The organism is Pseudanabaenaceae cyanobacterium SKYG29 (genome assembly GCA_025055675.1).
Classification (GTDB): Bacteria; Cyanobacteriota; Cyanobacteriia; order Pseudanabaenales; family Pseudanabaenaceae; genus M5B4.
In genome coordinates this window covers 394272-419490 of the sequence record JANWWT010000001.1, presented here as the reverse complement: position 1 = coordinate 419490, position 25219 = coordinate 394272, and the positions used below count along the sequence as shown (strand labels likewise).

Genomic DNA, 25219 nt, shown 5'->3' with positions numbered 1-25219 from the left:
AGACTGGAACAAGAACAATTCTTTAGGATTACGCTGAAAGGAGCAGTCTGTAGTATTTTATTAAAATAATCTAAAGCATCCAGAGTATGCATATAGCTTGGCTGGGCAAAAAGACTCCTTTTTGTGGCAACGTCACATATAGTTTAGAGGTTACCCGATCCCTCAGAGATAGGGGACATCAAGTCAGCTTTCTGCATTTCGACCTGGAAAGAGAAAGTGAAACGGAAGTCGCTCTACCGTACCTTTACAAGTCTACTATCTATACCTTGCCGACTTTACGATCGAGCAAAGTGTTAATCAATGCTTTGCAGGAGTTGCGCCCCGACCTGGTGCATGCCTCCCTAGCTCTATCACCCCTTGACTTCACTCTACCTGAAATCTGTCATGACCTAGGTATTCCCCTGGTAGCCACGTTCCACCTCCCCTTTGATGCCAAACGGCGTAACCTAACTTCTAGCACACAGCAGTTCACCTATCAAATCTACGCCCCAGCCCTGGCAGAATACGACCAAGTCATTGTCTTCTCTGATTTGCAAAAAGACCTCCTCCATCGTTTGGGAGTCCCCATCGATCGTTTAACTGTCATTCCCAACGGCGTTGACCCCGATCGGTATTCTCCTGGCCCCTCCTCCATCAAACAAGAACTGCAATGTGAAAGATTATTTTTATTCCAAGGTCGTCTAGCTGTAGAAAAAAATGTGGAATCTCTTTTGCGTGCCTGGCAGAGATTAGTTTTTTCCAACCAGTATAAATTAGCGATCGTGGGGGATGGCCCTTTAGCACCGCTTTTGAAAGCTGCCTATGGTAATTGTTCTAACATCGTGTGGATGGGATATATCGGCAACGAACAAAGACGTATAGAAATTCTCAGAGGCACAGATGTTTTCATTCTGCCCTCCCTTGTTGAAGGTTTGTCCTTGTCCCTTTTAGAAGCTATGTCCTGTGGTGTGGCCTGTTTAGCCACCGACGTGGGAGCAGACGGAGAAGTAGTCAGTGGAGGTGCAGGTATAGCCTTAGACTCCACAAATGTTGTGAGTCAATTAACCACTCTTTTACCCCTATTCATTGACCATCCAGAATTAAGTGTCATCATAGGTAGAAAAGCAAGACAGAGAGTACTAGAACGCTATACCCTCAGCCAAAACATCAATCAACTGGAAAACCTCTACCGCAGAATCCTGCAGCAATACAGTGTTCCCCTTGCATCCCCCTAACTACCTCTCCCTTGTACTTCCTGAGTATACAAATCCTGCAGAATGTTATACATATCACGCGCAAACTGTTTAGGATTCCACAGAGGAGAGAGAGTTGCAGGTTGTTTTGCTTCCCACAGACGATGTTTGATCTTCTGATACAACTCCTTATCAGTTGCCAGTCTTACCGCCCATTCCACATACTCTTCCCAAGAATGAGCAATTCCATCTGTAATACCCAAAGTGGAAAGGAGAGAGTAGCCCATCCGAGCAAAGGACTGTTGCCCGCATAGAGTAACAACTGGCAGTTCACACCACAAAGCCTCCAGGGTTTGGGAGCCACCGTTGTAGGGGTAAGCATCTAAATAAATGTCAGCTACCTTGAAATAGAATCGATGTTCCTCCTGAGTGGATGCGTACTGCATGGGAATAAGTCGATCGGTAGATACTCCTACAGACTGTAACTCTTGTTGCCAAACCTCTAGGGGCTTGTCTAGCGTACCCAAGCTAGTTTTGACCAAAAGTACCGACTTGGGGCTGCGTTTCAGAATTTGAGCATGGGCAGCTGCAGTATCAAAGTTAAACTTACGTACCGCGGCAGTGTAGATAAACACAACTTGATCTTGGGAAATACCCAGGGATGTTCTTATTTCATCTCTGTCTTTCTCTGCTACCTCAAAGCCACTGACGCACATATGGGAGTGAGGTAATCTCACCAGTTTTTCTACATAAATTTCATCAAATTCAGGTGGGTGAGTATAGCGGTCGCAGAGGAAGTAGTTGCAGGGAGAGATAAAAGGAGCATCAAAGCCAAGCCAACTCATGTTAATCAGCGCAGGTCGACAATATAGAAGAGGACACGCACTTATCGAAGTAGCACCATCCAACTCAATTAATACATCCAAGTCTAACTTAGCCAGAGTTACTGCAATACTAGCTAGATTGTAGTTATCCAAATCCACAATTCTAACCTGCTCCCTCCTTCTAACTACCTCCATGAATTTTGATTCTTTGTAGTTGGGGTCAGTGGGAATGAGCATAACTTCTAAATCACCGTACAACGACGACAGTTCAGTGATAATGTCTATACTCAAAATACTAACTACGTGACCTGTAAAGTTAGGAGAAATGAAAGCAATGCGTCTTAGCTTATGGTTGTAACGTCTGACAGCCTCAAAATTAAAGTTATACAGTTTGGCTACAACTTTGCGCCATTCCCACAGTCTGATTATATATTTCTCACTGACAAGAGAAAACAACAGGCAGTTAAAAAAAGGATTATCTCTAATCGATGGCACTATAAAAGTTAAACGGTGGTACAGAAACATCCATTCCTGCCAAGATGTACCCCTATCAGAATGCTCTATTAGTAATGCTTGGATGTCATCCAAAGTCTTCAACAGAGGAATGGTTAGACCTACGTCTAGGTAAAGCCTAGCTAACAAGGTGAGGCATCTAAACTTGAAGGTATGTGAACCAAGTCTTAGGAAATCATGGCAAACTTCAATAGCTCTCAATATCTTTTTAAGTTTAGTCAACTTTTCTATTAGATTAAGTATAAAATTGTAGGAGTAACAAAATTGATCATAGACTTTTTCAAGCAAACTAACTGATTCTTCTGTTTTACTACTCCTTTCTAACAACTCAGATAACAGGATTATGCAAGAGCTATTTACAGGAATAGCTGTCACTGAAAATTTACAATATTTTTTTGCTTCCTCTATTTGGTTATTGCTATAAGCAAAGTGGGCTAGGTAGTAGCAAATATTTCCGTAAAGAGGTATCACTTTTGTAGGTAGGTAGTAGAACTTAGTAGCTAATTTAATAGCACCAAACCTTCTGTAGCGGTTAGCTAGACCAACGTGGTAACTAATGCTGGAGTTTATGAGGCTGAATGCCCTAAGCATTAATTCACCAGCTTTTTCCCTCATTCCGTAAGTATCTAGAGTAATCCCATACTCTGAGATGTACTGAGGATTGTTTGGATCGAGCTTGATAGCCTGTTCCAACAGATTTATCCCTTGGCACAGGTTATTAGTTCGAAAAGCTAGTTCTGACTTCCTGTAGAGTAAGAGCGGTGTTATCCCATACAAGGCTTCAGCTTGATTATAAAAGAAATCAGCCTTTTCGTAATCTCCCACTAGGAAATAGAAGTGTCCTGCTTTACAGTAGTTATCAATCGAAGGTTGGGTAGCAATCAGTTTGCTGAGTAAGTTACATCCAAACTGTACAAGGTCCCTTGGTATTACCTCAGCATTACTGTTTCTTACTATTTGTCCTACTAAACTTAGTAAACGCTCTACAGCCATAGAAGACAAACTAAGTGATATACTATCAGGGTCACATGTTTCTAGCAAATGAAGTGGTATCTGAGATAGCGGATTGATCCTAGCACTGATATCACAAATAGTCAGACTACTAATCTGCGAAATTTGCTTGGTCTGAAACGAGATGGCTACTTCCCACAAATGCAGGGCTGTGGTATATCTGAAGTAGATTTCTTGTCGCAGAGCTTCCAGGGCAATTACTTCTACAGGTATGCCATTGTCCAAGGCAGCCCGTTCTGAAAGAAACCGAGCTAACGCATAGTGATATCCAGCGTAGGTGTTATGGGAGGAAAACTCGCTAAACAGTCGAGCTGCGGTACAATAATCACTGGCAAAGAACTTTGTGAAGGCTATACTCAAACTCATAATTGTTTTGCTTTTGTAATAAAAAAGGGTGATTGCTTCAACCGCAACACACCCATGGCAAGTATTAGTTAATTCAGTGGTTATTTGCCCAAATTGACATAGTTAGTAGGAGCGCTGGCTACAGCAGAGTTAGTCGCAGGCGCGGGGTTAGCACAGGGTACACTAGCTCCCCCCGCACCTGCCTTCTCTTCCTCAAACACCGCAGTGTAGATTTCAGGTATAGTTGCACCCCCAATTATAGCAGCCCAAGCGACACCTGTGTAATCCTTGAGTACGTCCCTCTTACCTGCAGCAGTGATACAAGCGAGGAAACCAATACCACTGGTAGGGTTAGTAGCATTTATACCAGGTGTGTAATACGTAAGGTTAGTAGACAAGCCTACTTCAGCTTGTAGAGCTGTAAAGTTGGAGGCAAATTGATTGGTTTCCAGGTAGACAGTTTGCTGAGCCTTGAGGGCTGTAGAAACAAAGTTACGAGCCTCAGCATGACGAGCTTTGTTGACTTGAGCCAGGAAAGTAGGTAAAGCAATAGCAGCAAGGATACCAACAATGATTACTACCACAAGCAGTTCAATCAGGGTAAAACCTTTTTCGGAATCCTTGCGGCTGAGTAAGTGTTGGATAAGTTTAGCTTTAAATTCAGACTTCATAGCTTTCTCCTGCGTTATAGAGGTTTGTGGGCTCTCGCCCCTACAGTCTTAAGTTACCCAGCAGGGGGAAACGATCGATCACCCAACAGTAAAAATTTTTACTGCATCTGTTAGACTTTCGGAAAGTAATCTAATATGAATAATTCTAAAGAAAATCTTAAGATTGGTCCAACATACTCCAAGCTCGCATTTTACCAGGATTCATCAAGCCTTTGGGGTCAACCCGCCGTTTGAACTGTAATTGTTCCCAATCGATCGTTTTCATGCCGCCATCTTCCAAGATATAGGTGTGGGGATTGGCTACCAATACCCCTTGGGCTTCGTGCAGTTGGATTAGTTCTGCCATGCGATCGGCGGTGGTAAAACGCACTAGTGGGATTGCCGCTGGTATGACTTTACCCCCCATACGGATAAACTCCAAGTGCATCACTAGTTCTCCTACCAGTTGTTCTCGCAATTTATAGACCGTAGCTAGGTCAGGATAAAGGCACTGCAAATAAGTCCAACTGGAGTCGGCAGCGCGGGCATGCAAGGTGGTGTGGTTCCAAGTGCACTCAATAACTGTAATTGGTTTATCTAGCGGGATAACTTCACCACTATACTTTTGTGCCAGCTCTGTGAAAGCCAGACGATCGGGTTTGTTGATCAACGCCAATACTAGGCACTGGTCAGGGGCAGCAATCTGCTCACGGAGGGTAGAGAAAAATTGAGGGATAGGACGATCGAAAACACTAATTAACCGTTTGATGATGCCGTCAGAGTTTGCCAGTGCCAACCCGAATTCCGCTGCAGGCTCAAAGTCCTGGAAGCTGACCCCAAATGCACACCAGGGATAGGCAGGAGCCAAGGGTAAAGTTAGAGCAGTAATAATGCCATTGACCCCATAGGCGTGATTAATGACTTGCGTGGCATCTCCTTCCAACTCAATCACTTCCACAGGGTCAGTCATGGTGACAACCCGCGCCCCAATCAAATTACCCCGATCGCGCAATTGCCCATAGAGGATTGACCCAATACCGCCGCTCCCCCCCGCAATAAACCCCCCGATCGTGGCTGTCCGTACCGTAGAGGGTACCATCCGCCATTCCCAACCCAAGCTTTGTGCCTGTTGTTCTAGGCTAGCTAGTTTGACTCCAGGTTCTACAGTAGTGTAGCCAGCCTCTAGGTGTATAACCCGCTGCAGCTTACTGGTTTCTAAAATTACCCCCCCCTGCAAAGGGATGCACTGCCCATAATTACCTGTCCCGCTCCCCCGTACCGTTAAAAATGTCTCTGATTGTACACAAGCTTGGGCGATCGCTATAACTTCCTCTTCCGTGGCAGGTTTGAGGACAACATCCCCTCGTTTATCTGCTAACAGGGGGGTGAGAATCTGACTAAAGTGGTAGTAGTCCTGGGACAGTCTGGCAACCTGCGTGGGCTGAGTGATTGCTTCTATACCCTGCTGGGCTGCCCATGCTTGCCATTGCTCTGGGGATTTCATGGGGCTGTCGTCTCCAACAGTTTCTGCTCTGTGGGTTCAGGGGCAGCAGTAGAACTGCGCAATTCATCCAAAAGGGACTTGCAGGAACTAGCCAGAGGTACAGCAATGATCAACCCCAGGGGACCTGCCACCTGCAAACCAACTAGTAAAGAAATTAAGATCAAAGCTGGCTCTAAGCCCGTCAACTCCCCCAAAATGCGCGGTGCTACTAAATTGTTCATCGCCTGGTCGATTGCCAACACTGTAATCAGCACCTTTAGCCCCAACCAAAAGTTCTGTAGTGCTACCAGGATGGTAATAATTGTCACCGTCAATGCCCCTGCAAACGGAATAATCCCCATTACCGCAATGCCCACACCAAACAACACCCCAAAAGGCACTTTCAAAGCCAGAAAAGCTAGCGTAATTAACGTGCCATTCAAAGAAGCAAGAGTGACCTGCCCAATGTAGTAGTTTTGAAAATTCTCCCGCAACGATCGTTGAATGGGCATGCCGATGCGCGGTGGCAGCAGCCGAAACAACCCTTCCCAGAGATTTTTACCGTTCAACAACAGATAGAAAGTGAGTACCAGAGTCAACAGCACCTTAAAGGCATTACCCGCTGTATCCAGCACCAAGGAGATGGCTTTCCCCGACAGATTTTGAATTTCCCCCGATAACCTGCCTGCTGCCTGTACCGCTAAGCCTGTAATGTTCAGGGGGATGTTTTGTGATTCCGCCCACGCTTGCAGGGTTTGCAGTTGTTTAATCCCTGATTCAATTAAACTGGGCAGACGCTTCACTAAATCGTTAAGCTGACCCAAAGCGATGGGTACCACAAAGAAGGCTATCAGGGCAATCACTGATAACGCCAGGAGCGAAACTACGGCCACCGCATTGGTACGCCTTACTCCCTGGGATGTGAGGAACTCCACCGCATAGTTGAGCAGAAAGGCTAAAATCGCCGCGGCAATGAAAATACTTGTAAAGGGTTGAAAAAATTTCATCACCACTAGGGCTAACCAGCCGTTGAGGACAATTAAAGGAAATGTCAGCCCAATTACTAGCAAGCGCTGCAAAGAACGATCGGTGGGCATAGGTTCAGTGACGGAGTGATTGGAGTCGGGCAAAGTTGGCATCATTGATGTACAGGATGCGATCGGGGTCGTTACGTTGGCGTAAGGACTGTTGCCAATAACCTAAGTATAAAGGCTTAGAGACACCAGGGCGCGGATGGACGATCGTGCGGGCATAGACAGTAAGAGTATCACTGGTCCTACCAGAGGAGAATAGACGGGCAGCAGCTTGCTCTAGGGTCAGGGCAAGTTCCGCAGGGGTAATTGTAGGGGCAACGGCAATCACCGCTTCCGCACCAAACCGATCGTAAACAGTTTTGTAGGGGGCAGCACCTGGCACAACTTCTTTGGTAAGAGGCGTAAGGCTGAGGGCAAATAATCCCCCCGTTAAAACTACGGAAAATAGAGTTACTCCCACCATACGAAAGCGCCAGCCCCAATTTTTTACAAAGGCCACTCCCGTCAGGATGGCACACCCCAACACGAATAATCCCATCCCCTGGGCAATTTGACCAAATTCAACCGTTGTCAGTACCATGCCTAACCAACATCCCAAATCTTATAGTATAGCCAGATAAGAGCACTGCCAATCACTCTCGATGCGTACCCTCCACTGGCAACTTCTAACTGCTATTAGCCCTGACCCCAGTTGCTTGAGTCCCCTTGAAATAGCCCGTCTGCAGTATTCAGCACAAGCTGATCGCTTTCTCCGCAGTCGCACCTTCCTCAGGCAAGTTTTGGGTCACTATCTCAGCCTCCCTCCCCCAGCAGTACCCATTAGCTACGCTCCCAGCGGTAAACCCATCCTGGCAAATTTGCCGTTCTATTTTAACCTTGCCCACAGTGGGGATTGGTTGGTAGTAGCAGTCAGCGATTGCTATGCCCTCGGCATCGACTTGGAGGAAATGAAAGTTCGCCCCTACCAGCAATTGATCAATCGGTACTTCTGTCCCACCGAACAGCAGTGGTTGCGGGAGCAATCAAGCCTAGGGGAATCCTTCTATCGCGCCTGGGTCGGCAAAGAAGCCTATAGCAAACTCCTAGAACTGCCCCTCTTACAAGTATTACGCCAACTGGAGACCATATCTCTGCTGCAGGAAGGCAGGATGGCAGTAGCAGGGGGAATCATAATTCAGGAAATCGTTGCTCCCCTGGGGTACAGAGCTGCCCTAGCCTACCGAACCCTCTAGCTTGAGCGCCAAGAGTTTATCTGCTTCTACAGCAAATTCCATGGGCAGAGCGTTAAACACTTCCTTGCAGAACCCACTGATCATCATGGAAACTGCCTGTTCTGGGTCAATGCCCCGCTGCTGGAAATAGAAGAGTTGCTCTTCCCCAATCTTGGACACACTAGCTTCGTGCTCCACCCGTGCCGTGGAATTCTTTACCTCGATGTAGGGAAAGGTGTTTGCCTTGGAGTTATCGCCAATTAGCATCGAGTCACACTGGGCAAAACTACGTGCCCCATCTGCTTTGGGACCAACTTTCACCAGCCCGCGATAACTATTTTGGGAGTGACCTGCCGAAATCCCCTTGGAGATAATCTTGCTACGGGTGTTGCGTCCGATGTGGATCATTTTTGTTCCTGTATCAGCTTGTTGGTAGTTGTTTGTCAGAGCAACGGAGTAAAACTCACCGATCGAGTTATCTCCCACTAGTACACAACTGGGGTATTTCCAGGTGATAGCTGAACCTGTCTCCACCTGTGTCCAGGAAATTTTGGAGTTAACTCCCTGGCACAGCCCCCGTTTCGTCACAAAATTGTAGATACCACCCTTACCTTTTTCATCTCCTGCATACCAGTTCTGTACAGTGGAGTATTTGATTTCGGCGTTATCTAGGGCGATTAATTCTACTACTGCTGCGTGTAGCTGATTGGTATCAAACATAGGAGCAGTACAGTTGTGGACAGCAAAACCCCGTACTAGATAGCTGTGGCTTTTTGCCACATCAATGTTAAAAACTAAATCATCCCAAGGCTCCCGCTTAATCTCCCGAATTGGCACGAGGAAATGAGTATCTGTCTCCCGAATCATATCCCACTTCTTATTGGGGGTATAACCAACCTGGTATAGGGGTTGCCGTTGAACCATGCGGTCATTTCGGCGCGAAAACTTACCTACTCCTCCTGGGCGGGTTTGCATCCAACTGTAGATGCCCAGATGGTTCAGCAGCATCTGTACCTGTGGTGCCAAGCTAGGAGAAGTAGTACAGTAACGTACCATGGTAGACCCTTGCCGCTGACATATGTTGCCATCCCCTGCTAAATAGGCATCGAGTAGAACTCTAGTTTGAGCCAAGTCCAGTTGCATCAACTCACGGCTGAGCCGCTTTCGGCTAGCTCCTTTGCCACAGTGATAACTAAACCAATCGGCATACTCAGGAGAGTAGAAGGACACTCCCAAAGCATTGCGTTCCCTCTGCTCTGTCAAATAGACAGGACGACCCGTCACTAATCTAACCAATTCACAGGTGCGCTCAGCCAAATCCCTTTCCTGCAGACCAAAGGAAAATTGATTAGTGTATTGCTTGTTCAAACTGTTGTAGTAAGTACTGCCTTCTGCCAAGTAGTAACCCAGTAGCTCTACTTCCGCATCGCTAAATACGTGATTTTCCTGCACCCGCAGCTTAGGCACTAGCAGGAAGTCTCCTTTCTCCAGCTCCTCTGCCTTCACCCACTGAGGCTTTGCCTGCTGTAACTTCTCCGTATCCACTTCAGGTAGCCAGCCCTGGCGGGGCGATCGTTTTACCAAGACATCGCGGCGCTTAATCACTAATACAGGATGCTCAGTAGTAAGGCGGAAAGCGTTGTGGCTGGACACGGGACATATAGTTAGCATATCCCCTCTGTAGTGACGTACCATCACTGCCCGCACTTTCTGGGGATTGCCCTCATGGTCATAAACTTGGTCTCCTGGTTTGAGGCTTTCAATGTTAACCCAACCATCGGGAGTGGAAACTTGCTCGCCTGCGGGATGACATCCCTCCAAGTAACTGACATAACTACCCTCTTCCGCAATAATTAGGGTACGTTCAAACTGCCCTGACTCGCCATTGTTAATGCGGAAATAGGTGGACAGCTCCATGGGACAGCGCACACCCTTGGGAATATAGACAAACGAACCATCGCTAAATACAGCGGAATTAAGAGCAGCATAGTAGTTATCACCGATCGGTACTACACTGCCTAAATACTTTTTCACCAATTCAGGATACTCACGCAGTGCCTCAGAGATGGAGCAGAAAATTACCCCTACTTTTGCTAAATCCTTCTTGAAGGTAGTAGCGATAGAAACACTGTCAAAAATCGCATCTACTGCTACATTTGCTAGCCGCTTCTGCTCCGATAGGGGGATACCCAATTTTTCAAAAGTTTCCAACAACTCAGGGTCAACTTCATCTAAGCTCTTTTTCTTCTGACTCGATTTGGGCGCAGAATAATAAATGATGTCCTGGTAATCGATCGGGGGATAGTGCACTTCTGCCCAAGTGGGGGGAGTCATCTTGAGCCATTGGCGGTATGCCCGCAGCCGAAACTCCAACATGAACTCCGGCTCTTGCTTCTTGGCGGAAATCAGGCGGATAATCTCTTCATTCAACCCCTTGGGAATCACATCTGCCTCGATGGGGGTGACAAAACCGTACTTGTAGGGTTGATTTACCAGTGCTTGGACAGTCGCAGTCATGAACGCCTCTCTGGAGAAATTAAAACAACATTTTGGTTTCTTAAGCCATTATAGAGTAGTATAACAACATTAGCGTTGTCAAAGTCCTATGACTTCCCTGATTTCCCCGCGACAGAGCACGCCTGGTACTCCCTCTACCAAGGAAGAGATTTTGCGCTACCTACTGAAACACGATCGGGTGACTGCCCAGACCCTAGCGGAGAGTTTAGGTATTAGTCCCCAAGCTGTACGCCGCCATCTCAACGACCTAGAGGAGTGTGGTTTAGTTACTCACCAGGTCACCCCCGCCAAGTCCATGGGTCGTCCCCAGTATCTGTACAGCTTAACACCCAGGGGCAAGAGTCAGTTTCCTAAACGCTACGGCGAGTTTTCCGTCAATCTCCTGCAATCCCTCAGCCGTACGGTGGGTCAGGAATCTGTGCGGCAACTCCTTCACCAGCAATGGCAGGATAAAGCCCAGTACTACAAACAGCTGATTGGTCATCTTCCCCTAGCAGAGCGCGTCGAACAGTTAGCCCTCCTCCGTCGCCAGGAAGGTTATATCACTGAGTGGTTTCCCCAAAACGATCGGGCTGGTTTTATCTACACCGAGTACAATTGCGTCATTGCTGAGGTGGCTACCTCCTTCCCCCACATCTGCTCCCAGGAACTGGAGATGTTTAGTGAGATTTTTCAGGAGTTTAAGGTCGATCGGATTCACTGGCTCGTGGGGGGGGAACACTTTTGTGGTTACTCCATTTGCCAATAGTTGCTCCTTTGTGCTATATTAAGCAAGCACTAGTTATGCCGAGATAGCTCAGTTGGTAGAGCAGAGGACTGAAAATCCTCGTGTCCCGGGTTCGAGTCCCGGTCTTGGCATCTCCCTCTGCACAACCGTTTTCAATCCTTTTTAGCGCATTTCTAGCTCAAAATATGGACTAGAGGACTACATTGTGCGCTACTTATTACCGACCTTACCGAAGTTAACTCCCGTCTCCGTGCCGCTGTGTCTTACACCCAATCGTGCTACTGCTGATGCTCACTGTAGAGAAATAGTTGCAAATCCCACCGCCATAAACTCCTGCTGTATTGCCCTGAATTACACTGTTTTTGATGGCTAGGCTCTCTCAGTTATAAATGCCTCCGCCATTCTCAGAGACACTGCCTCCCCTGATTACCAAACCATCGATCGGGGTATTTTTGAATACACTTTTATTCCCATCGTTGATGTTAAAAGTCCGGAATCCAGATGCACTCCCACTCCTCTGTACCGTAATGTCAGCTGTGCCGTTATTGTCCAAGTCGCCATCGATCTCTACATCATCAGTTATCAACAGTTCCTCTGAAGTGAGGGTAATTACACTACCAGAAACTATGGAAAACTGGATAGTATTAGCCCCAGCCGCAGCATTGGCATCTATAATCGCCTGCCGCAACAACTCGAGATCACTGTCACTGGTATTTTTTACTGTAAATATTGCCATGATGGTTTCTTCAACCCACTGCGAAGGAGAGCGATCGGGGGTAAGATAGACTAAAATTCAAGCAGATTTCCATAGTTTTTAGCCATGACCACTTCCCCCACCATCACCTACACCCTCGAAGAGTTTTTGATGCGCTTCGACCAAAAGATCGATCGGCAGTTTGCGGAGCTTAAGCTGGAGCTGAAGCAAGACATTGCCAAGCTTGACCAAAAGATAGACAGGCAATATGCCGAACTCAAGCAAGACATTAAAGAGCTAAACCAAAAAGTTTCTGAGTTGTCTGCCGATGTCAAAGCACTAGATGAAAAGAGCAAAGGCATTGACAAGCGTCTGGAAAACCTAGAGTTTATCATTCGTGGCGGATTGATTGCTTTCTTTACTGGCTTTGTTGGTCTGATTCTGAAGGTTTTGGGTGTGATTCCTAATATCAATATGTCTTAGAACCGATCGAGCCACTGATACAGTTCATCAATTGTTGTAGAATCCAGTAATGCTTCTGTTAATTCTTCTATGGGATCGATGGGGAGAGATTTAATCTGCTCAGAGCGATCGGAGGCAATGCTCCCAAACTTGCGGGAAATAAGTCTCAGCAACAACTGTGTCTCCCCTTCCAAGCGCCCCTCTTGCCTTCCTCTCTGCAAGCCTTGCTCTATGCCCTCCCGCAGGCTCTCTTGATAAACCTTAGTCTGCCGCAAGTCGTCTAGCGTAAACATTCTCTCTATCTCCTCGTTCGGCGAGACTCACGAGCCGCCCTGCTCAACTGTGGAAATTTGTACACCAAAATCGTCTTAATAAATTCCAGTATTCCTCTTGAAAGCGATCGAATCTCATCGACTACCCCGATCGCTTCTTCCTTTGGAGAATTAATCAACGGCTCGGCTGAGCTCCCCGAAGCACCGCAACATCGCAAATTCCGGTGAGGATACATCAGGCAACTTATCCAGATAAACGCACACCAGCCTGCTATTGTCAACCATCTCTCAGTGAAACGGAGCAAAAGTTTTAGCATCTACTGAAATCGTGCCGCGGAACTCCGCTTGCAGGAACAAGCAGGGAAGCCAAATACCAAACTCAACTCTGCCAAAGCTCAAAAACGAGCAGAGGAGTTAGCAGCACGGCTACAAAAGCGTCTAGCTGAATTGGAGCAGGAACGCCAACTGTCCCCCCTACCTCCAGTCGTCATTGGTGGGGCACTAGTGATCCCAATCGGTCTATTGCAACGGCTACAAGGCAAACGGGAAGCAACACCTGACACCTTCGCTAAAGAAACACAGCGAGTTGAGAAAATAGCAATGGAAGCAGTTATGGCGATCGAGAAGTCTTTGGGCTATTAACCACGGGATGTCAGCGATCAGAAGTGTGGTTGTGACATTGAATTAGTGGTATCAGAAACTGGATGGCTACGGTTCATTGAGGTGAAGGGCAGGATAGAACGAAATGAAACTCTAGCAGCACTCAACAAACCCGATAGTTTTATCTTGGCATTGGTGCAGGTTCCAGTGAATCAGGATTTCTCAGAGGGGGGATGTGTTCAAAGTGGGGGAATGTGGTGGGAACTATCAAGTTCAAGGGGAGAGCTGTATAGTGCTCTATGTTAGGCAACCTTTCCAACAAAAGCCAGATTTTCGAGCCTGTAGTGTAAATTATTCTTGGCAAAAGTTATGGAACGCTGGCTACGAAACACACAGGTATCAAAAATAGCTAAACTACAGTAAGAGGGATTGAACATGTATAGTCACAAACTAATGGCACAACGAAGCCAGCAGTATCTGCTGAAGATTGGGCAGTGCTGAAGTGATTATTTTAGATACGCACATCTGGGTATGGTGGGTCGATAATAGTCCTCGGCTGACGGAGCGACTAGGCGAATTAATCGCAGAGCATCAATCAATTGGATTGGGCGTTAGTATCTTTTCTTGCTGGGAAGACGGATACAGCTCGATCGCCCTGTAAATGAGTGGCTGAGTCTAGCTCTGGCTTTATCCTGGAGTGCAACTGCTAGAGTTGACAATGCCTATTGTGGTGAGAGCAACTCAATTATAAGCGGAGTCGGGTAATACTTCTGTCGGTCGTTCAAAGTGGAGGACAAACCAACAACTCAAACACTAGGTTATGGCAAGTTTGGAATTCTTGCAGAACAACATGTTAGTTTTTAGGGAATTAGACCGATCGGGCAGTCTATACTAAGATACGGAGTTGGAGTAAACTACAATCCAAACAACCCAGCTCTCTTCTTCACACCTTGACACAGCCGATCGACTATGTCCGATCTGTGTACTGACAAATGTCATCCATCTTACTTATTAGATAACTTTCTAGGACAGTCGTAGCATATTTGAGGGCTATGACAATATTAAAAAGGTTGAAGCTCTCTACACTTTGCTGAACCAACGTTGTGTCAGTTGCTGGTGCGTGCCATCAATGTAGAGTTCCAGTACAGCAATGTTAATAGCTTCGCGGTAGGGGCTTTTCTGCGGGAGGGCTATACCGTAGGGGTCTGGTTGGAGAAGTTCGCCGACCACACGTACTTTACCCTTGCCAGCGTGAGAAGCGTAATAATTTAGAATTGGTGCATCGTAGACAAATGCATCAGACTGATTAGTTTGCAAGCGTGTGTACGCTTCCTTGACTCGTCTGACTGTGTCGTGCTCAATGCCACGGGTGGTCAGAAACCGATCGGCTGTAGTGCCAGCAATGGTGACTATGCGCTTGCCAGGCAAATCCTCGAACCCACTAATGTGACCTTGTAGTCCCTGCAAAGTGAGTCGTGCACTGATTGTCGCAGTGAGCTGGGCAACGAGGAACAGACCGGTGAACATCCAGAGAATAGCGATTCCTCTCCCCAAGGGTTGCTTCGGTGTGCGGTCGCCATAGCCAACAGTGAGGACTGTGACCACAGCCCACCAAATTCCCTCACCAACACCGCGCAGGTAACTCTTTGGGAAATCTGGGTTGTGCCCTCGCTCAACCAGCCAGATGGCATGGGCAGCAATCAAAACCAGAAAACAGAATCCACCGACCACACCCAGCAATTCTAGCCACGGAATGTTGGATAACAGCCTGAGGAAACTAGTCTTCCGAATCGGTGCCATAATCTGCAACCCAGACTGGTAGTAGGAATGGGCAAAATCAAGACGAGCCTCGCGTTCAGGTGTCATACTGATTGCTGCAATAGCAACGTCGGCATATCCGTATTCGACTGCCCTGAGCATTGCCTGTAAAGTGTCTATTTTGACAAACTGGTATTTCAACCCAGCACGGCGTGCCACCTCGCGCCATAGGTCAATGCTGAAGCCAGTTAGCATGTCACCTTGCTCCACAACCAGGGGCTCGATAATGCGCGTTGCCACCCGTAGCACCTGCTGCGGTTGCGGTGGGACTGGGGAAGCACTGGCAGGAAGCGCCAATGACCACGGCAAAATGATTAGTGCGCCCATGATAGAAAGCACAACTACTGCTGCCTTAACCCCAACCTTGGAAACGTTATGCATAAGAAGATACTGTTCTTTTGAGAAAGTTTAGGAGCATATCTTCAGTCCTACCACAATATTGCAGTAAGATATGGCTAAGGAACCCGTGTAGTAGCTGATTCTATTAAACCATAAGCAGTCCTTAATCACTAGTCAAACCATATAACTCTATGATTCATTGTATAAAACTTTGCACTATCCCGTGAAGCTCTGTCCAAGACAGAAGGACTTTTGCTTTGTGGAGACTAAGTACTTATAATCCTAATCTAGCTTGGGATGGCATTTTCCCAATCTCAGAAGCTCTTGGATAGCTGGAGGAATGTAACACTATTCTTCAGATTGAATTGCTTCATTGACAGCAGTGAAATCATGGGACTATCATCCTAACAGCCCTCTTGGTAAACCTGAGTCTATCATAGGTCATTCAACGTAAATATCCTCTATACCCAACCTCAGAAACTTGTCCATCCAGAATTATCCTGATAAGTTTGAGTATAACCCTTGACCCCAATACTAGTCTAATTTCATTAATTACCAGAATCTGCTGCTCCGGCAAAGTAATCAATCAATCTCAGTCCTTTGTTACCGATCGTGCATCAATTCCTAATTAGCACTGTCCCGATGATGTAAATAATCCAGAATCGTCTTGCTGTAAACCTTTAATACTTCTATCAGACCTCGACAACTGCTTAGCATAATCTGGCGAGACAGGGCTTTAGGATGATACTTGAGCTATAGAGTGCAGGTATCTTAGATTTGTTTACAGCCGTAGTAAATTTTGCTGCTTTGCCCTCTTGGTTTATCATCCAATGACAAACTAAGGATGCCGATAGCATTATGGTATCAATCCTAAGCAAGAACCATTGTCCCGCCAGAGATGATTTCACTTCCTCATATCAGCAGATGCCAATTCCAGTACTTGTTGTCGGTCACTGATATTGACCAGTTTGAGACCAGGTACTGTGCGCTTGATCAAGCCTGTGAGAACTCTGCCTGCTCCCACTTCAATCACTTGTTCACACCCCAAGGCTGGTAAGTGTAAACACAATTCTCGCCAACGCACAGGGGCTGTCATCTGTTCCGCTAAATACTTGTGACAAAGGGCACCATTGGTTGTCGGGGATTGGGGAGCCACATTGGAGAGCAACGGTACAGATAAATCAGAGAAAGTAACCCGATCGAGATGATGCTTAAATGCCGCTGCTGCTGTCGCCATGAAAGGAGAATGAAAGGCACCACTGACAGGTAGGTAAATTGCCCGTTTCGGCTTTAGTTCTGCCACAACCTCTGCCACAGCTGTCTCCAAGCCAGAAATCACTACCTGATCGAAACTATTATCATTGGCAATGACAACATCCTGCCGCTGGGAGAGGAGAAATTCCAACTTGTCTCGGTCATAGCCGATTAACGCCACCATCTTCCCCCCCTCTACTTGCGACATTAATAGCGATCGTTGTTGCACTAATTGCAAGCCCGTCAGGAAGTCAAAGGCACCCGCACAGTAGAGAGCAGAATATTCCCCCAAACTGTGGCCGGCGACCAAATCAGGGTAATGCCCCTGCTCTTTTAGAAAATCAGAGAGGACAGCAGAAATAACATACAAACAAGGCTGGGTAAAATCTGTGCGGGAGAGCATGTCACCGCCCCCTTGACAGACTTCTGCCACTGACCACCCTAGCACCTCCGAGGCTTGATTAAATTTTTCCGAGTCTACTAAATCAGCTCCCATACCTGGAGTTTGTGAACCTTGTCCTGGAAATACCCACACAGTTTTCATATTGCTTGATATTAAGACCTGTAAAAACAAACGAATAACAGCCTACCACGCCAGGTATACCAGTTTCACCCGCAAAAAATTATTCTCTTTCACAAAAGAATGTCCTATATTATTGGTAGAAGTGCACAAAGCCCCTTAACTATGAGTGAGAAAACAGCTATGGACATCTCCCCTGAACAAATAGAACTATCCCTGCGCACCCTTCGTCATTCCTATCACACTCTCCTGGAGGAGTTCGATCGTTGTCGTGAATATGCTAAACTGCAGCTTTCCCAAGTGGAACTTCTCCTCTCTGTCGCCACAAAGAACGGCACTGCGACTGTGAACGATAAACCAGCAGTCAACAGCACTACCAGTCAAAAACCTAAGGGCAGACGGCGAGAGCGAGTACAAGGATTAAAGATTATCAAGCCTTACCACAACCTGACCATGCATGAAGCGATCGCTCAAGTCCTCAAGACTAAGGGGGGAGCCGTTGACACTGATACGATCGTTTACGCTCTCTACGGTAGAGACCTCACGCCTGAACAATTCAAAGTGGCAAAAGACCGTGTCACTAAGAGTCTATCCAAGGGCAAGCAGGAAGGAAAATGGTACCGCCTACCCGATCGGGCTGGGGTTTACACCGCATCTTTGGAGTATTAAATGACATACACAATTGGTATCATTGGCGGCAGTGGTCTGTACCAGATGCCTGACCTGGAATTGCAAGAGGAGATTTCGGTAGTTACTCCCTTTGGTGCCACTTCTGACACTTTACTAGGGGGAAGTCTAGGGGGTGCCAAGGTTGTTTTTCTTCCCCGCCATGGCAGGACTCACCATCTTTTGCCCCAGGAGGTGCCCTATCGTGCCAACATTTATGCCCTCAAGGAACTGGGCGTAAAGTATATCCTGTCGGCTTCAGCGGTGGGTTCCCTCCAGGCAGAAATATGCCCTTTGGACTTAGTCGTGCCCCATCAGTTTATCGATCGCACCTACAAACGAGCAGACACTTTTTTTGGCGAAGGGATAGTTGCCCATGTTTCCTTTAGTCAACCTGTCTGTCCTTATCTGGCGGAGATATTAGCTACAGCGGCTACAGCGGTAGGGGCAAATGTCCATCGGGGGGGGGTATATTTGTGCATAGAGGGACCAGCATTTTCTAGCCAAGCGGAATCCCACTTATATCGCCAATGGGGCGCAAGCGTTATCGGCATGACCAATGTCACAGAAGCGAAACTGGCGCGGGAAGCAGAAATTGCCTATGCTACTCTGGCTTTAGTGACAGATTATGACTGCTGGCATCCTGACCACGCGGCGGTCACAGTGGAGATGGTGGTGGCTAACCTCCAACAGAACGCGGAAACTGCTCGCCAAGTCATACGTCAGGCTGTAGCCATGATCACAGCTAATCCCCCTGTCTCCCCCGCCCATAGCGCCCTCAAGCAAGCGATTCTGACTGACCTTAGGCAAGTACCCCCTGAGCGGTTGCAGGCATTGGCACCTATATTGCGCCCCTATTTGCCAGGGATAGGGTGACGACGACCGGGTGCGGTAGAAGAGGCTAGGAGAAAATCGTAGAGATGACGCACGTAAGGATTGGCAGAGGCAGCTAACTTACTGAGAGCTTCCTGTAAAGTTAACCCCTGGCGATACAGAATGCGAAAGGCATTTTTGATCTCCCCGATCGTTTCAGCATCTACACCAGCCCGTTCCAACCCAATGCGGTTAATTGCCCGCACGCGCGAAGGATTGCCCTCTACCGTCATAAAGGGGGGGACATCCCGTTCAATGCGACTCATACCCCCTACCATCGCCAACTGACCGATATGGACAAACTGGTGGACACCTAGTACACCGCTGACCCGTGCCCGACTTTCAATCAGGACATGCCCGGAGAGCGCCACTGAATTAGCAATCACTACTCGGTCTTGGATAGTGCAGTTATGCCCCACATGTACATAAGCCATGAGGAGATTGTGATTACCAATGACTGTCCTCTCGCCCGCAAAGGTAGCACGATTGATGGTTACATACTCCCGAATCAGATTGTCATCTCCGATCGTGACTTGTGTGAGGGCACCGTCATACTTGAGGTCTTGGGGTTCCGTGCCAATCACAGCTCCCGTAAAAATTTTGTTGCGGGCACCAATTTCTGTCCATCCATCAATTACCACATGAGTACCGATGCGGGTATTTTCCCCAATTTTGACGTACTCCCCAATCACGGAGTAGGCACCGATTTGCACCGATGGATGGATTTCTGCACCAGGATGGACTACTGCCGTGGGATGGATCAGCATAGTAAAAATTACATTGCCACTAGGGAGAACATTAACTCACCTTCGCACACAAGTTGTCCATCTACTTCCGCCTTCGTTTGCATTTTACCAAAGCGTTTCTGTTTGACCACCAGCAGCTCTGCCGTCATAATCAGTTGATCCCCAGGGAGGACGGGACGACGAAACCTGACTCCATCAATCCCCGCAAACAGGGATAACTGTCCCTCTGCCCCCGGCATTTGGGTCAGCACTACTCCCCCCACTTGCGCCATTGCCTCTACAATCAAGACCCCTGGCATAATTGGACGGTTGGGGAAATGCCCCTGGAAAAACGGCTCGTTAATTGTCACATTTTTCAACCCCACCGCCGATCGTCCTGGTTCATAGGCAATGATGCGATCTACCAGTAAAAAGGGATAACGATGGGGCAAGATTTTTTGAATTGCTTCTACGTCTAAAACTGGATTCGTCATGGTATCGCCAACAACTAAGGTTTAGTTGTAGCACAATTTGTTACCCATAGAACAATATTTGCTGAACCTAGGCTGGATGGGGTAATCAACTTCTCACTGATTCTGATTTTGTTGTGTTACCCAAGGCTCATCTAAAATCAATCGGTGGTAATTGATGAGAGGATTGCTATCTTTAGTATAACTATGGATAATAAACCGCTGGTTGCAGTATGGTGCACTACATTTATTTACATGGCTTTGGGTCGAGCGCCCAGTCCCACAAGGCTAGTTATCTCACCGATCGGTTTCAGGAACGGGGCTTAAATTTACTCACCCCTGATCTAAATTTAGGGGATTTCACCACAATTACTCTATCTAAACAACTGGCATTTTTGCAGGCTAACTATGGTGACACTCCCTGTTATGTCATGGGTTCTAGTTTGGGGGGATTGCTAGCCACACTGTGGGCAAGTCGGGCAACAAATGTCAAGAGTTTGATTCTCCTAGCGCCTGCTTTTCGGTTTGGGGAATGTCTGCAGCAGATGCTGGGGAATGAGGAGATGGCAAATTGGCGTAGCAGGGGGAGGCGTAACTTTTATCACTATGGATTAGGACGGGAGCTGCCCCTCCACTATGAATTTTTTGTCGATGCCTGCCAACAGGAGGAAAATAGTCTCCAGCGGGAATTGCCGATTTTAATTATTCACGGCAAATATGACGATGTGGTTTTGCCCCAAAGGAGTATGGAATTTGCTCAGGGTCGCCCCAGCGTGACAGTACGTTTGGTGGCAGATGACCATAGTTTGGCTAATGTCTTGGACTATATCTGGGCGGAGACGCAAAACTTCTGGCAGCTTTAACCTAATAGCGAAAGTACTCAACGATCGCTGCTTGCAGCCCTGCCAACGTGAATTCCTGGGCTTCTATGTCGACTCTCTGAAAGATGTCTTGACAGGTGCGGGAGGTTTGGCTACCAATGGAGGCAATTTTGGCATTTTCTAACCAGCTCTGCCAAGTGGCACGATCGGTCACGCCATCCAGTAGCTGGGCAAAGTGTAAAACTGTTTTAGAGCTAGCAAAGGTAATGACATCGATCGTTCTGCTGGCAATTGCTTGTACAACTGCAGTAGGAATAGTCTGGGGACAGATAGACTCATAGGCGGGGACACTGTCTACTGTTGCCCCTTTGGCAGTTAGCTGGGTAATCAGGACATCCCTGCCCCCTGATTCAACGCGGGGAAAGAGAATATTTTGTCCCCTTACGTCCGGAAAAACTGCCACTAAACTGTCAGCGACAAAATTGGGCGGCACCAAGTCAGCAACCACCCCATAGGTTTGCAGCATTTCCTTTGTCTTTTTGCCCACTACAGCTATCTTGAGATGATGTAAGGCGCGAACATCTTTGTTCTGGAGGAACAGACGACTAAAAAAGGACTCAATCCCATTAGCGGACGTGAGAATTAACCAGTGATAGCGTTCAATTTCCCCGATCGCTCGATCGAGGGCTTCCCAACTGGAAGGGGGGGTGATCTCCAGCGTCGGCATCTCCAGGACATAAGCCCCCAGTTTCTCAAGACCCTGCACAAATTCAGAGGACTGCCCAGCCGCACGGGTGACTAATATTTTTTTGTGGGCTAGAGGCAAGGAGGGGGTGAAAAACGATCGGTCTGTGACCAGCTCCCCAATCACAATTACCGCCGGCGACAGATCAACATCTGCTGGCAAAGTTAAATCCCTCAATGTACCCGTCCACACCTGCTGCTGCCAACTACCCGCCCTGTGAATAACAGCTATGGGGGTCTCTGCGGGACGATAGGCTTGCAACCGCGCCCGCATGACATCTAAAAATCTGGTACCCATTAAGATAACCAAAGTGGGTATCTCTGCCAATGCCTGCCAAGGTAAACGATCGGGGTCATGGCCCGTAGCCACAACAAAACAGGGAGAACGATCGGTCTCAGTCAAGGGAATCCCCGCTAAAAGAGGTGAGACAAGGGCACTAGAAACACCTGGTATTACTGTCCAACCAATACCCGCTGCCTGCAAGGCTCTGATTTCTTGGCTAGCTCTGCCGAACACCCAGGGGTCGCCATTTTTCAACCGCACTACTGTTTTGCCGTTTTGCGCCAGCTCGACTAGCAGTTGATTAATTTCATCCTGGGTAGCACTCGGTTTGCCACCCCGTTTGCCCACTGTCTGCCATGTACAGGTAGGGGGGACTAAAGATTTCACACTCTCATCGACTAAATCATCAGCCAGAACAACTTCTGCCTCCCCCAACAACTCTTTTGCTCTGACAGTCAGATTACCGACACCGCCGACCCCCGCTCCCACTATGTAAACAAAACCACTGTTCATTCGTCAAAAAAGTTAGGTCTTGCCATCAACATAAATTGCACTTGGGAAGCCCGTTCTGGCTCACCCGCCGCGGGATGGCGTTGAATGTATTTGCCATCGGGTTGTAAATCCCATGCCTGACGATTGTCCGCCAAGGTTGTATCAATGATCTGCTTCAACTCCGCCTGAATTTGGGGGTCAAGAACAGGGGTCACCACTTCTACTCTGGCATCTAGGTTGCGCGGCATCCAGTCGGCACTGCCAATATAAAGTTCTGGATTGCCACCATTGCCAAAATAAAAGATGCGGGAGTGCTCCAAAAAGCGCCCAATAATACTCACCACCCGAATTGTCTCACTGAGACCTGGTACCCCTGGACGCAAGCAACAAATACCCCTGACAACCAAATCAATTTCTACCCCCGCCTGGGCAGCATCGTAGAGATGATCAATTACTTGCGGGTCAACCAAGGCATTCATCTTGGCAATAATGCGTCCTCCTTTGCCGAACTGCTTCTCCCGATCGATTAATTGGAGAAATCTCTGCCGCATAGTGACAGGAGCTACTAGGATTCTGCGGTATTCCCGCTGTCTGGAGTAACCTGTTAAATAATTGAACAAGTCAGTGAGGTCCGCCGCTAGCTCTTCATTGCAGGTGAGAATGCCTAGGTCACTGTAAAACCTAGCGGTGCGGGGGTTATAGTTACCTGTGCCAATGTGACAATAACGCACAATTTCATTCCCCTCTTTGCGCACCACCATTGCTGTTTTCGTGTGAGTTTTTAGATACTTAATGCCATAGACTACATGCACTCCTGTATCTTCCAGTTTCTTTGCCCAGGCAATATTATTGGCTTCATCAAAGCGGGCTTTTAATTCGACTAATACTGCTACTTGCTTGCCGTTTTCTGCCGCTCTGATTAAAGCATGCACAATGGGTGAATCCCCCGATGTCCGATATAGAGTCTGTTTAATTGCCAGAACTTGGGGGTCATCGGCCGCTTCTTCGATCAAGCGTTGCACTGTAGTAGTAAAAGACTGATAGGGATGGTGAACCAGTAAATCCCCCCCTTTGATCACATCAAAAATACTGATGTCCTTCTGTTTCAGACGGGGATGACTGCTAGTGCGCCAGGGCTTGTCTTTCAAATGGGGTAAGGGGAGATGGGTCAAATCCATTAAACTGCCTAGACCAACCAGACCATTGATGTCGTAAATGTCTTCTTCCCCTAGACTCAGTTGTTCTTGCAGACGTTTGCGTGTGGCAAGGGGAGCCCGATCGGAGATTTCTAACCTTGTGACCGGTCCAAATTTTTGTTTGCGCAGTTCTTCTTTCAAAGCGGAGATGAGGTCATCGGCTTCGTCTTCCTGAATGTCTAGTTCAGCATCTCTGGTAATGCGAAAGGGATGGTATTCCAAGACTGTCATGCCAGGGAAAAGGGTGTGTAGGTGGGCACCAATCACCTCCTCCAGGGGAATAAAAGCGTAGGTGTCAGGTTTAGGGTGGGGCAGGGGGACAAAACGGGGCAAGACGGTGGGAACCTTGACACGGGCGGCGTAGCGATTACCAGTATCATCCGCTATTTCCACCGCCAGGTTTAAGCTCAAATTGGAAATGTAGGGGAAAGGATGTCCAGGGTCACTAGGGTCGATGGCTAGGGGGGTCAACACAGGAAAGACTTGTTTCTCATAGTATTCTGTTAAAGCTATTTGATTCTCTTTGTCTAAACCCTTGTAGTCGAAAATAAAGATTCCCTCTGCTTCTAGGGCAGGGCGGAGTGTGTGTTCAAAGAAATCCTGTTGTTTTTGCACTAGCGGTACCAACGCTGCTCGAATCGCTTGCAGCTGCTGCCTAGGGGTTAAACCGTCATCGGTACGCGTATCCAGACATTGCGCAATTGCTCGCTTGACATTTGCTACCCGCACCATGAAAAATTCGTCCAGGTTGCTACTAAAAATAGCGACAAACTTTACCCGTTCCAGCAGGGGGGTACGGGGGTCAATCCCTTCGCATAGTACCCGATCGTTAAAGGCTAGCCAGCTCAATTCACGATTAAAATAGCGTTGCTCCATCCCTGTTCCCCTAACCCGCCATTATGCATGATAGTAGAGAGGGGTACCGTTAAGTTACAACCAAGGCAACATCGATCGTGTGTTCAGCGGGGCTAGTGATTTCTGCTACTACCCCTGGACCGAAAAATCTACTAATTTTGTCCTGCCTTGCTTGCCATGCCCCTAGGTCAAAATGGGGAGAACTAAAGCGCAAAACAAGGGCATATTTGCCCCCCCGATCGGTTTCGTAGATGCCCACCAATAGGGGACGTTCTCTGTCATTAGGGGAGAGTTGGAGCCGTTGCAATGCCTCCAGGAGGTGGGCCTCTGTGCCGTAGCGATAGCGGGTGACATCAGCATACAATTGCTTGAGGGTAGGAGTTGCCTGGGATTGTCGTAATTGTAGTACTGCTGGTGTAGTGGGAATAACAAGGGGTACTGGTTTTAGTTCTGCTGCTTTGAGTGCTGCGCCCCCCAAAAACAGAGGAATGCCGTAGAAAAAACCGACTAAATTCAAGGTCGGATTATTGGTGGCATAGGCAACTACACCCACCAGAGTCAAGACTGCTCCTCCGATCAACCCCCACTTGCCTAGGGAAACCTTGCCTAACATACTTCTGTTTTCTCTGTGCCCTCGTCTTCCATTTT

Annotated in this window: 23 protein-coding genes, 1 tRNA gene and 3 pseudogenes; 10 read left to right on the top strand and 17 right to left on the bottom strand. The window is 47.6% G+C overall.

The annotated features are described in order from the left end of the window. Positions 1-86 precede the first annotated feature (86 nt). Positions 87-1214, top strand: coding sequence for a glycosyltransferase family 4 protein (locus NZM01_02030; protein ID MCS6958809.1), 1128 nt, complete (start codon positions 87-89; stop codon positions 1212-1214). On the opposite strand, the gene NZM01_02025 is transcribed toward NZM01_02030, so the two are convergent. The 5 genes from NZM01_02025 to NZM01_02005 all read right to left on the bottom strand — a co-directional run bounded on the left by NZM01_02025 (position 1211) and on the right by NZM01_02005 (position 7612). Next, positions 1211-2593 (bottom strand): hypothetical protein, encoded by a 1383-nt coding sequence (locus NZM01_02025; GenBank protein ID MCS6958808.1) that lies wholly within the window; start codon positions 2591-2593, stop codon positions 1211-1213. The genes NZM01_02030 and NZM01_02025 overlap by 4 nt on opposite strands. Positions 2594-3966: 1373 nt before the next feature. Further along, the gene (locus tag NZM01_02020) at positions 3967-4536 is read right to left on the bottom strand and encodes a prepilin-type N-terminal cleavage/methylation domain-containing protein (GenBank protein MCS6958807.1); all 570 of its coding nucleotides are present in this window, start codon (positions 4534-4536) and stop codon (positions 3967-3969) included. Positions 4537-4693: 157 nt separating this feature from the next. After that, a complete protein-coding gene (locus NZM01_02015; protein MCS6958806.1) occupies positions 4694-6019 on the bottom strand; it encodes an FAD-binding oxidoreductase in 1326 nt (441 codons plus the stop codon). Further along, positions 6016-7140 (bottom strand): AI-2E family transporter, encoded by a 1125-nt coding sequence (locus NZM01_02010; protein MCS6958805.1) that lies wholly within the window; start codon positions 7138-7140, stop codon positions 6016-6018. Before NZM01_02010 ends, NZM01_02015 begins: the two co-directional genes overlap by 4 nt. Then, the gene (locus NZM01_02005; protein MCS6958804.1) at positions 7100-7612 is read right to left on the bottom strand and encodes a Ycf51 family protein; all 513 of its coding nucleotides are present in this window, start codon (positions 7610-7612) and stop codon (positions 7100-7102) included. Before NZM01_02005 ends, NZM01_02010 begins: the two co-directional genes overlap by 41 nt. 61 nt (positions 7613-7673) lie before the next feature. Between NZM01_02005 and NZM01_02000 the strand changes: the two genes are divergently transcribed. After that, positions 7674-8264: a 4'-phosphopantetheinyl transferase superfamily protein gene (locus NZM01_02000; protein ID MCS6958803.1), complete on the top strand. Its 591-nt coding sequence runs from the start codon at positions 7674-7676 to the stop codon at positions 8262-8264. Here NZM01_02000 and NZM01_01995 read toward each other — a convergent pair. The 3 pseudogenes from NZM01_01995 to NZM01_01985 all read right to left on the bottom strand — a co-directional run bounded on the left by NZM01_01995 (position 8244) and on the right by NZM01_01985 (position 10760). Continuing rightward, positions 8244-8975, bottom strand: a pseudogene (locus tag NZM01_01995) (SufD family Fe-S cluster assembly protein). The gene NZM01_02000 and the pseudogene NZM01_01995 overlap by 21 nt on opposite strands. Positions 8976-8978: 3 nt before the next feature. Then, positions 8979-9386, bottom strand: a pseudogene (locus tag NZM01_01990) (hypothetical protein). Between the two features lie 666 nt (positions 9387-10052). Beyond that, positions 10053-10760, bottom strand: a pseudogene (locus NZM01_01985) (Fe-S cluster assembly protein SufB). Positions 10761-10848: 88 nt separating this feature from the next. On the opposite strand from NZM01_01985, the gene sufR reads away from it, so the two are divergent. Beyond that, positions 10849-11508, top strand: coding sequence for an iron-sulfur cluster biosynthesis transcriptional regulator SufR (sufR, locus tag NZM01_01980; protein MCS6958802.1), 660 nt, complete (start codon positions 10849-10851; stop codon positions 11506-11508). A 37-nt stretch (positions 11509-11545) separates the two neighbouring features. Further along, a tRNA-Phe gene (locus tag NZM01_01975) sits at positions 11546-11618 on the top strand. A 248-nt stretch (positions 11619-11866) separates the two neighbouring features. Here the strand turns inward: NZM01_01975 and NZM01_01970 are convergent. After that, the gene (locus NZM01_01970; GenBank protein MCS6958801.1) at positions 11867-12223 is read right to left on the bottom strand and encodes a hypothetical protein; all 357 of its coding nucleotides are present in this window, start codon (positions 12221-12223) and stop codon (positions 11867-11869) included. Positions 12224-12307: 84 nt separating this feature from the next. On the opposite strand from NZM01_01970, the gene NZM01_01965 reads away from it, so the two are divergent. Continuing rightward, on the top strand, positions 12308-12664 hold the full coding sequence (locus tag NZM01_01965) for a hypothetical protein (GenBank protein ID MCS6958800.1): 357 nt from the start codon (positions 12308-12310) through the stop codon (positions 12662-12664). Here NZM01_01965 and NZM01_01960 read toward each other — a convergent pair. Beyond that, positions 12661-12936 carry a DUF4351 domain-containing protein gene (locus NZM01_01960; protein MCS6958799.1) on the bottom strand — a complete coding sequence of 92 codons (276 nt, stop codon included), beginning with the start codon at positions 12934-12936 and terminating at the stop codon, positions 12661-12663. The two genes, NZM01_01965 and NZM01_01960, sit on opposite strands and share 4 nt — an antisense overlap. 324 nt (positions 12937-13260) lie before the next feature. Between NZM01_01960 and NZM01_01955 the strand changes: the two genes are divergently transcribed. Further along, positions 13261-13557, top strand: coding sequence for a hypothetical protein (locus NZM01_01955; GenBank protein MCS6958798.1), 297 nt, complete (start codon positions 13261-13263; stop codon positions 13555-13557). 45 nt (positions 13558-13602) lie between these two features. After that, on the top strand, positions 13603-13821 hold the full coding sequence (locus NZM01_01950; GenBank protein MCS6958797.1) for a DUF3883 domain-containing protein: 219 nt from the start codon (positions 13603-13605) through the stop codon (positions 13819-13821). 774 nt (positions 13822-14595) lie between these two features. Here NZM01_01950 and NZM01_01945 read toward each other — a convergent pair. Both NZM01_01945 and fabD read right to left on the bottom strand, forming a co-directional pair. Then, positions 14596-15660, bottom strand: a complete 1065-nt coding sequence (locus NZM01_01945) for a transporter substrate-binding domain-containing protein (protein ID MCS6958796.1) — start codon at positions 15658-15660, stop codon at positions 14596-14598. Between the two features lie 916 nt (positions 15661-16576). Further along, the gene (gene fabD, locus NZM01_01940) at positions 16577-17470 is read right to left on the bottom strand and encodes an ACP S-malonyltransferase (protein ID MCS6958795.1); all 894 of its coding nucleotides are present in this window, start codon (positions 17468-17470) and stop codon (positions 16577-16579) included. 141 nt (positions 17471-17611) lie between these two features. Here fabD and NZM01_01935 point away from each other — a divergent pair, with 141 nt between their 5' ends. After that, positions 17612-18115, top strand: coding sequence for a hypothetical protein (locus tag NZM01_01935; protein ID MCS6958794.1), 504 nt, complete (start codon positions 17612-17614; stop codon positions 18113-18115). Further along, positions 18116-18988, top strand: a complete 873-nt coding sequence (gene mtnP, locus NZM01_01930; GenBank protein ID MCS6958793.1) for an S-methyl-5'-thioadenosine phosphorylase — start codon at positions 18116-18118, stop codon at positions 18986-18988. Here the strand turns inward: mtnP and lpxA are convergent. Then, positions 18967-19752, bottom strand: coding sequence for an acyl-ACP--UDP-N-acetylglucosamine O-acyltransferase (lpxA, locus tag NZM01_01925; protein ID MCS6958792.1), 786 nt, complete (start codon positions 19750-19752; stop codon positions 18967-18969). The genes mtnP and lpxA overlap by 22 nt on opposite strands. Positions 19753-19760: 8 nt before the next feature. Further along, positions 19761-20204 (bottom strand): 3-hydroxyacyl-ACP dehydratase FabZ, encoded by a 444-nt coding sequence (gene fabZ / locus NZM01_01920; protein ID MCS6958791.1) that lies wholly within the window; start codon positions 20202-20204, stop codon positions 19761-19763. 209 nt (positions 20205-20413) lie between these two features. On the opposite strand from fabZ, the gene NZM01_01915 reads away from it, so the two are divergent. Then, positions 20414-21043: an alpha/beta fold hydrolase gene (locus NZM01_01915; GenBank protein ID MCS6958790.1), complete on the top strand. Its 630-nt coding sequence runs from the start codon at positions 20414-20416 to the stop codon at positions 21041-21043. A gap of 1 nt (position 21044) precedes the next feature. On the opposite strand, the gene cobA is transcribed toward NZM01_01915, so the two are convergent. The 3 genes from cobA to NZM01_01900 are packed head-to-tail and all read right to left on the bottom strand — an operon-like array spanning position 21045 to position 25184. Next, positions 21045-22541 (bottom strand): uroporphyrinogen-III C-methyltransferase, encoded by a 1497-nt coding sequence (cobA, locus tag NZM01_01910; GenBank protein MCS6958789.1) that lies wholly within the window; start codon positions 22539-22541, stop codon positions 21045-21047. Then, positions 22538-24592, bottom strand: a complete 2055-nt coding sequence (gene ppk1, locus NZM01_01905) for a polyphosphate kinase 1 (GenBank protein MCS6958788.1) — start codon at positions 24590-24592, stop codon at positions 22538-22540. Before ppk1 ends, cobA begins: the two co-directional genes overlap by 4 nt. A gap of 49 nt (positions 24593-24641) precedes the next feature. Then, positions 24642-25184: a DUF2854 domain-containing protein gene (locus NZM01_01900; protein ID MCS6958787.1), complete on the bottom strand. Its 543-nt coding sequence runs from the start codon at positions 25182-25184 to the stop codon at positions 24642-24644. Between the last annotated feature and the right edge of the window lie 35 nt (positions 25185-25219).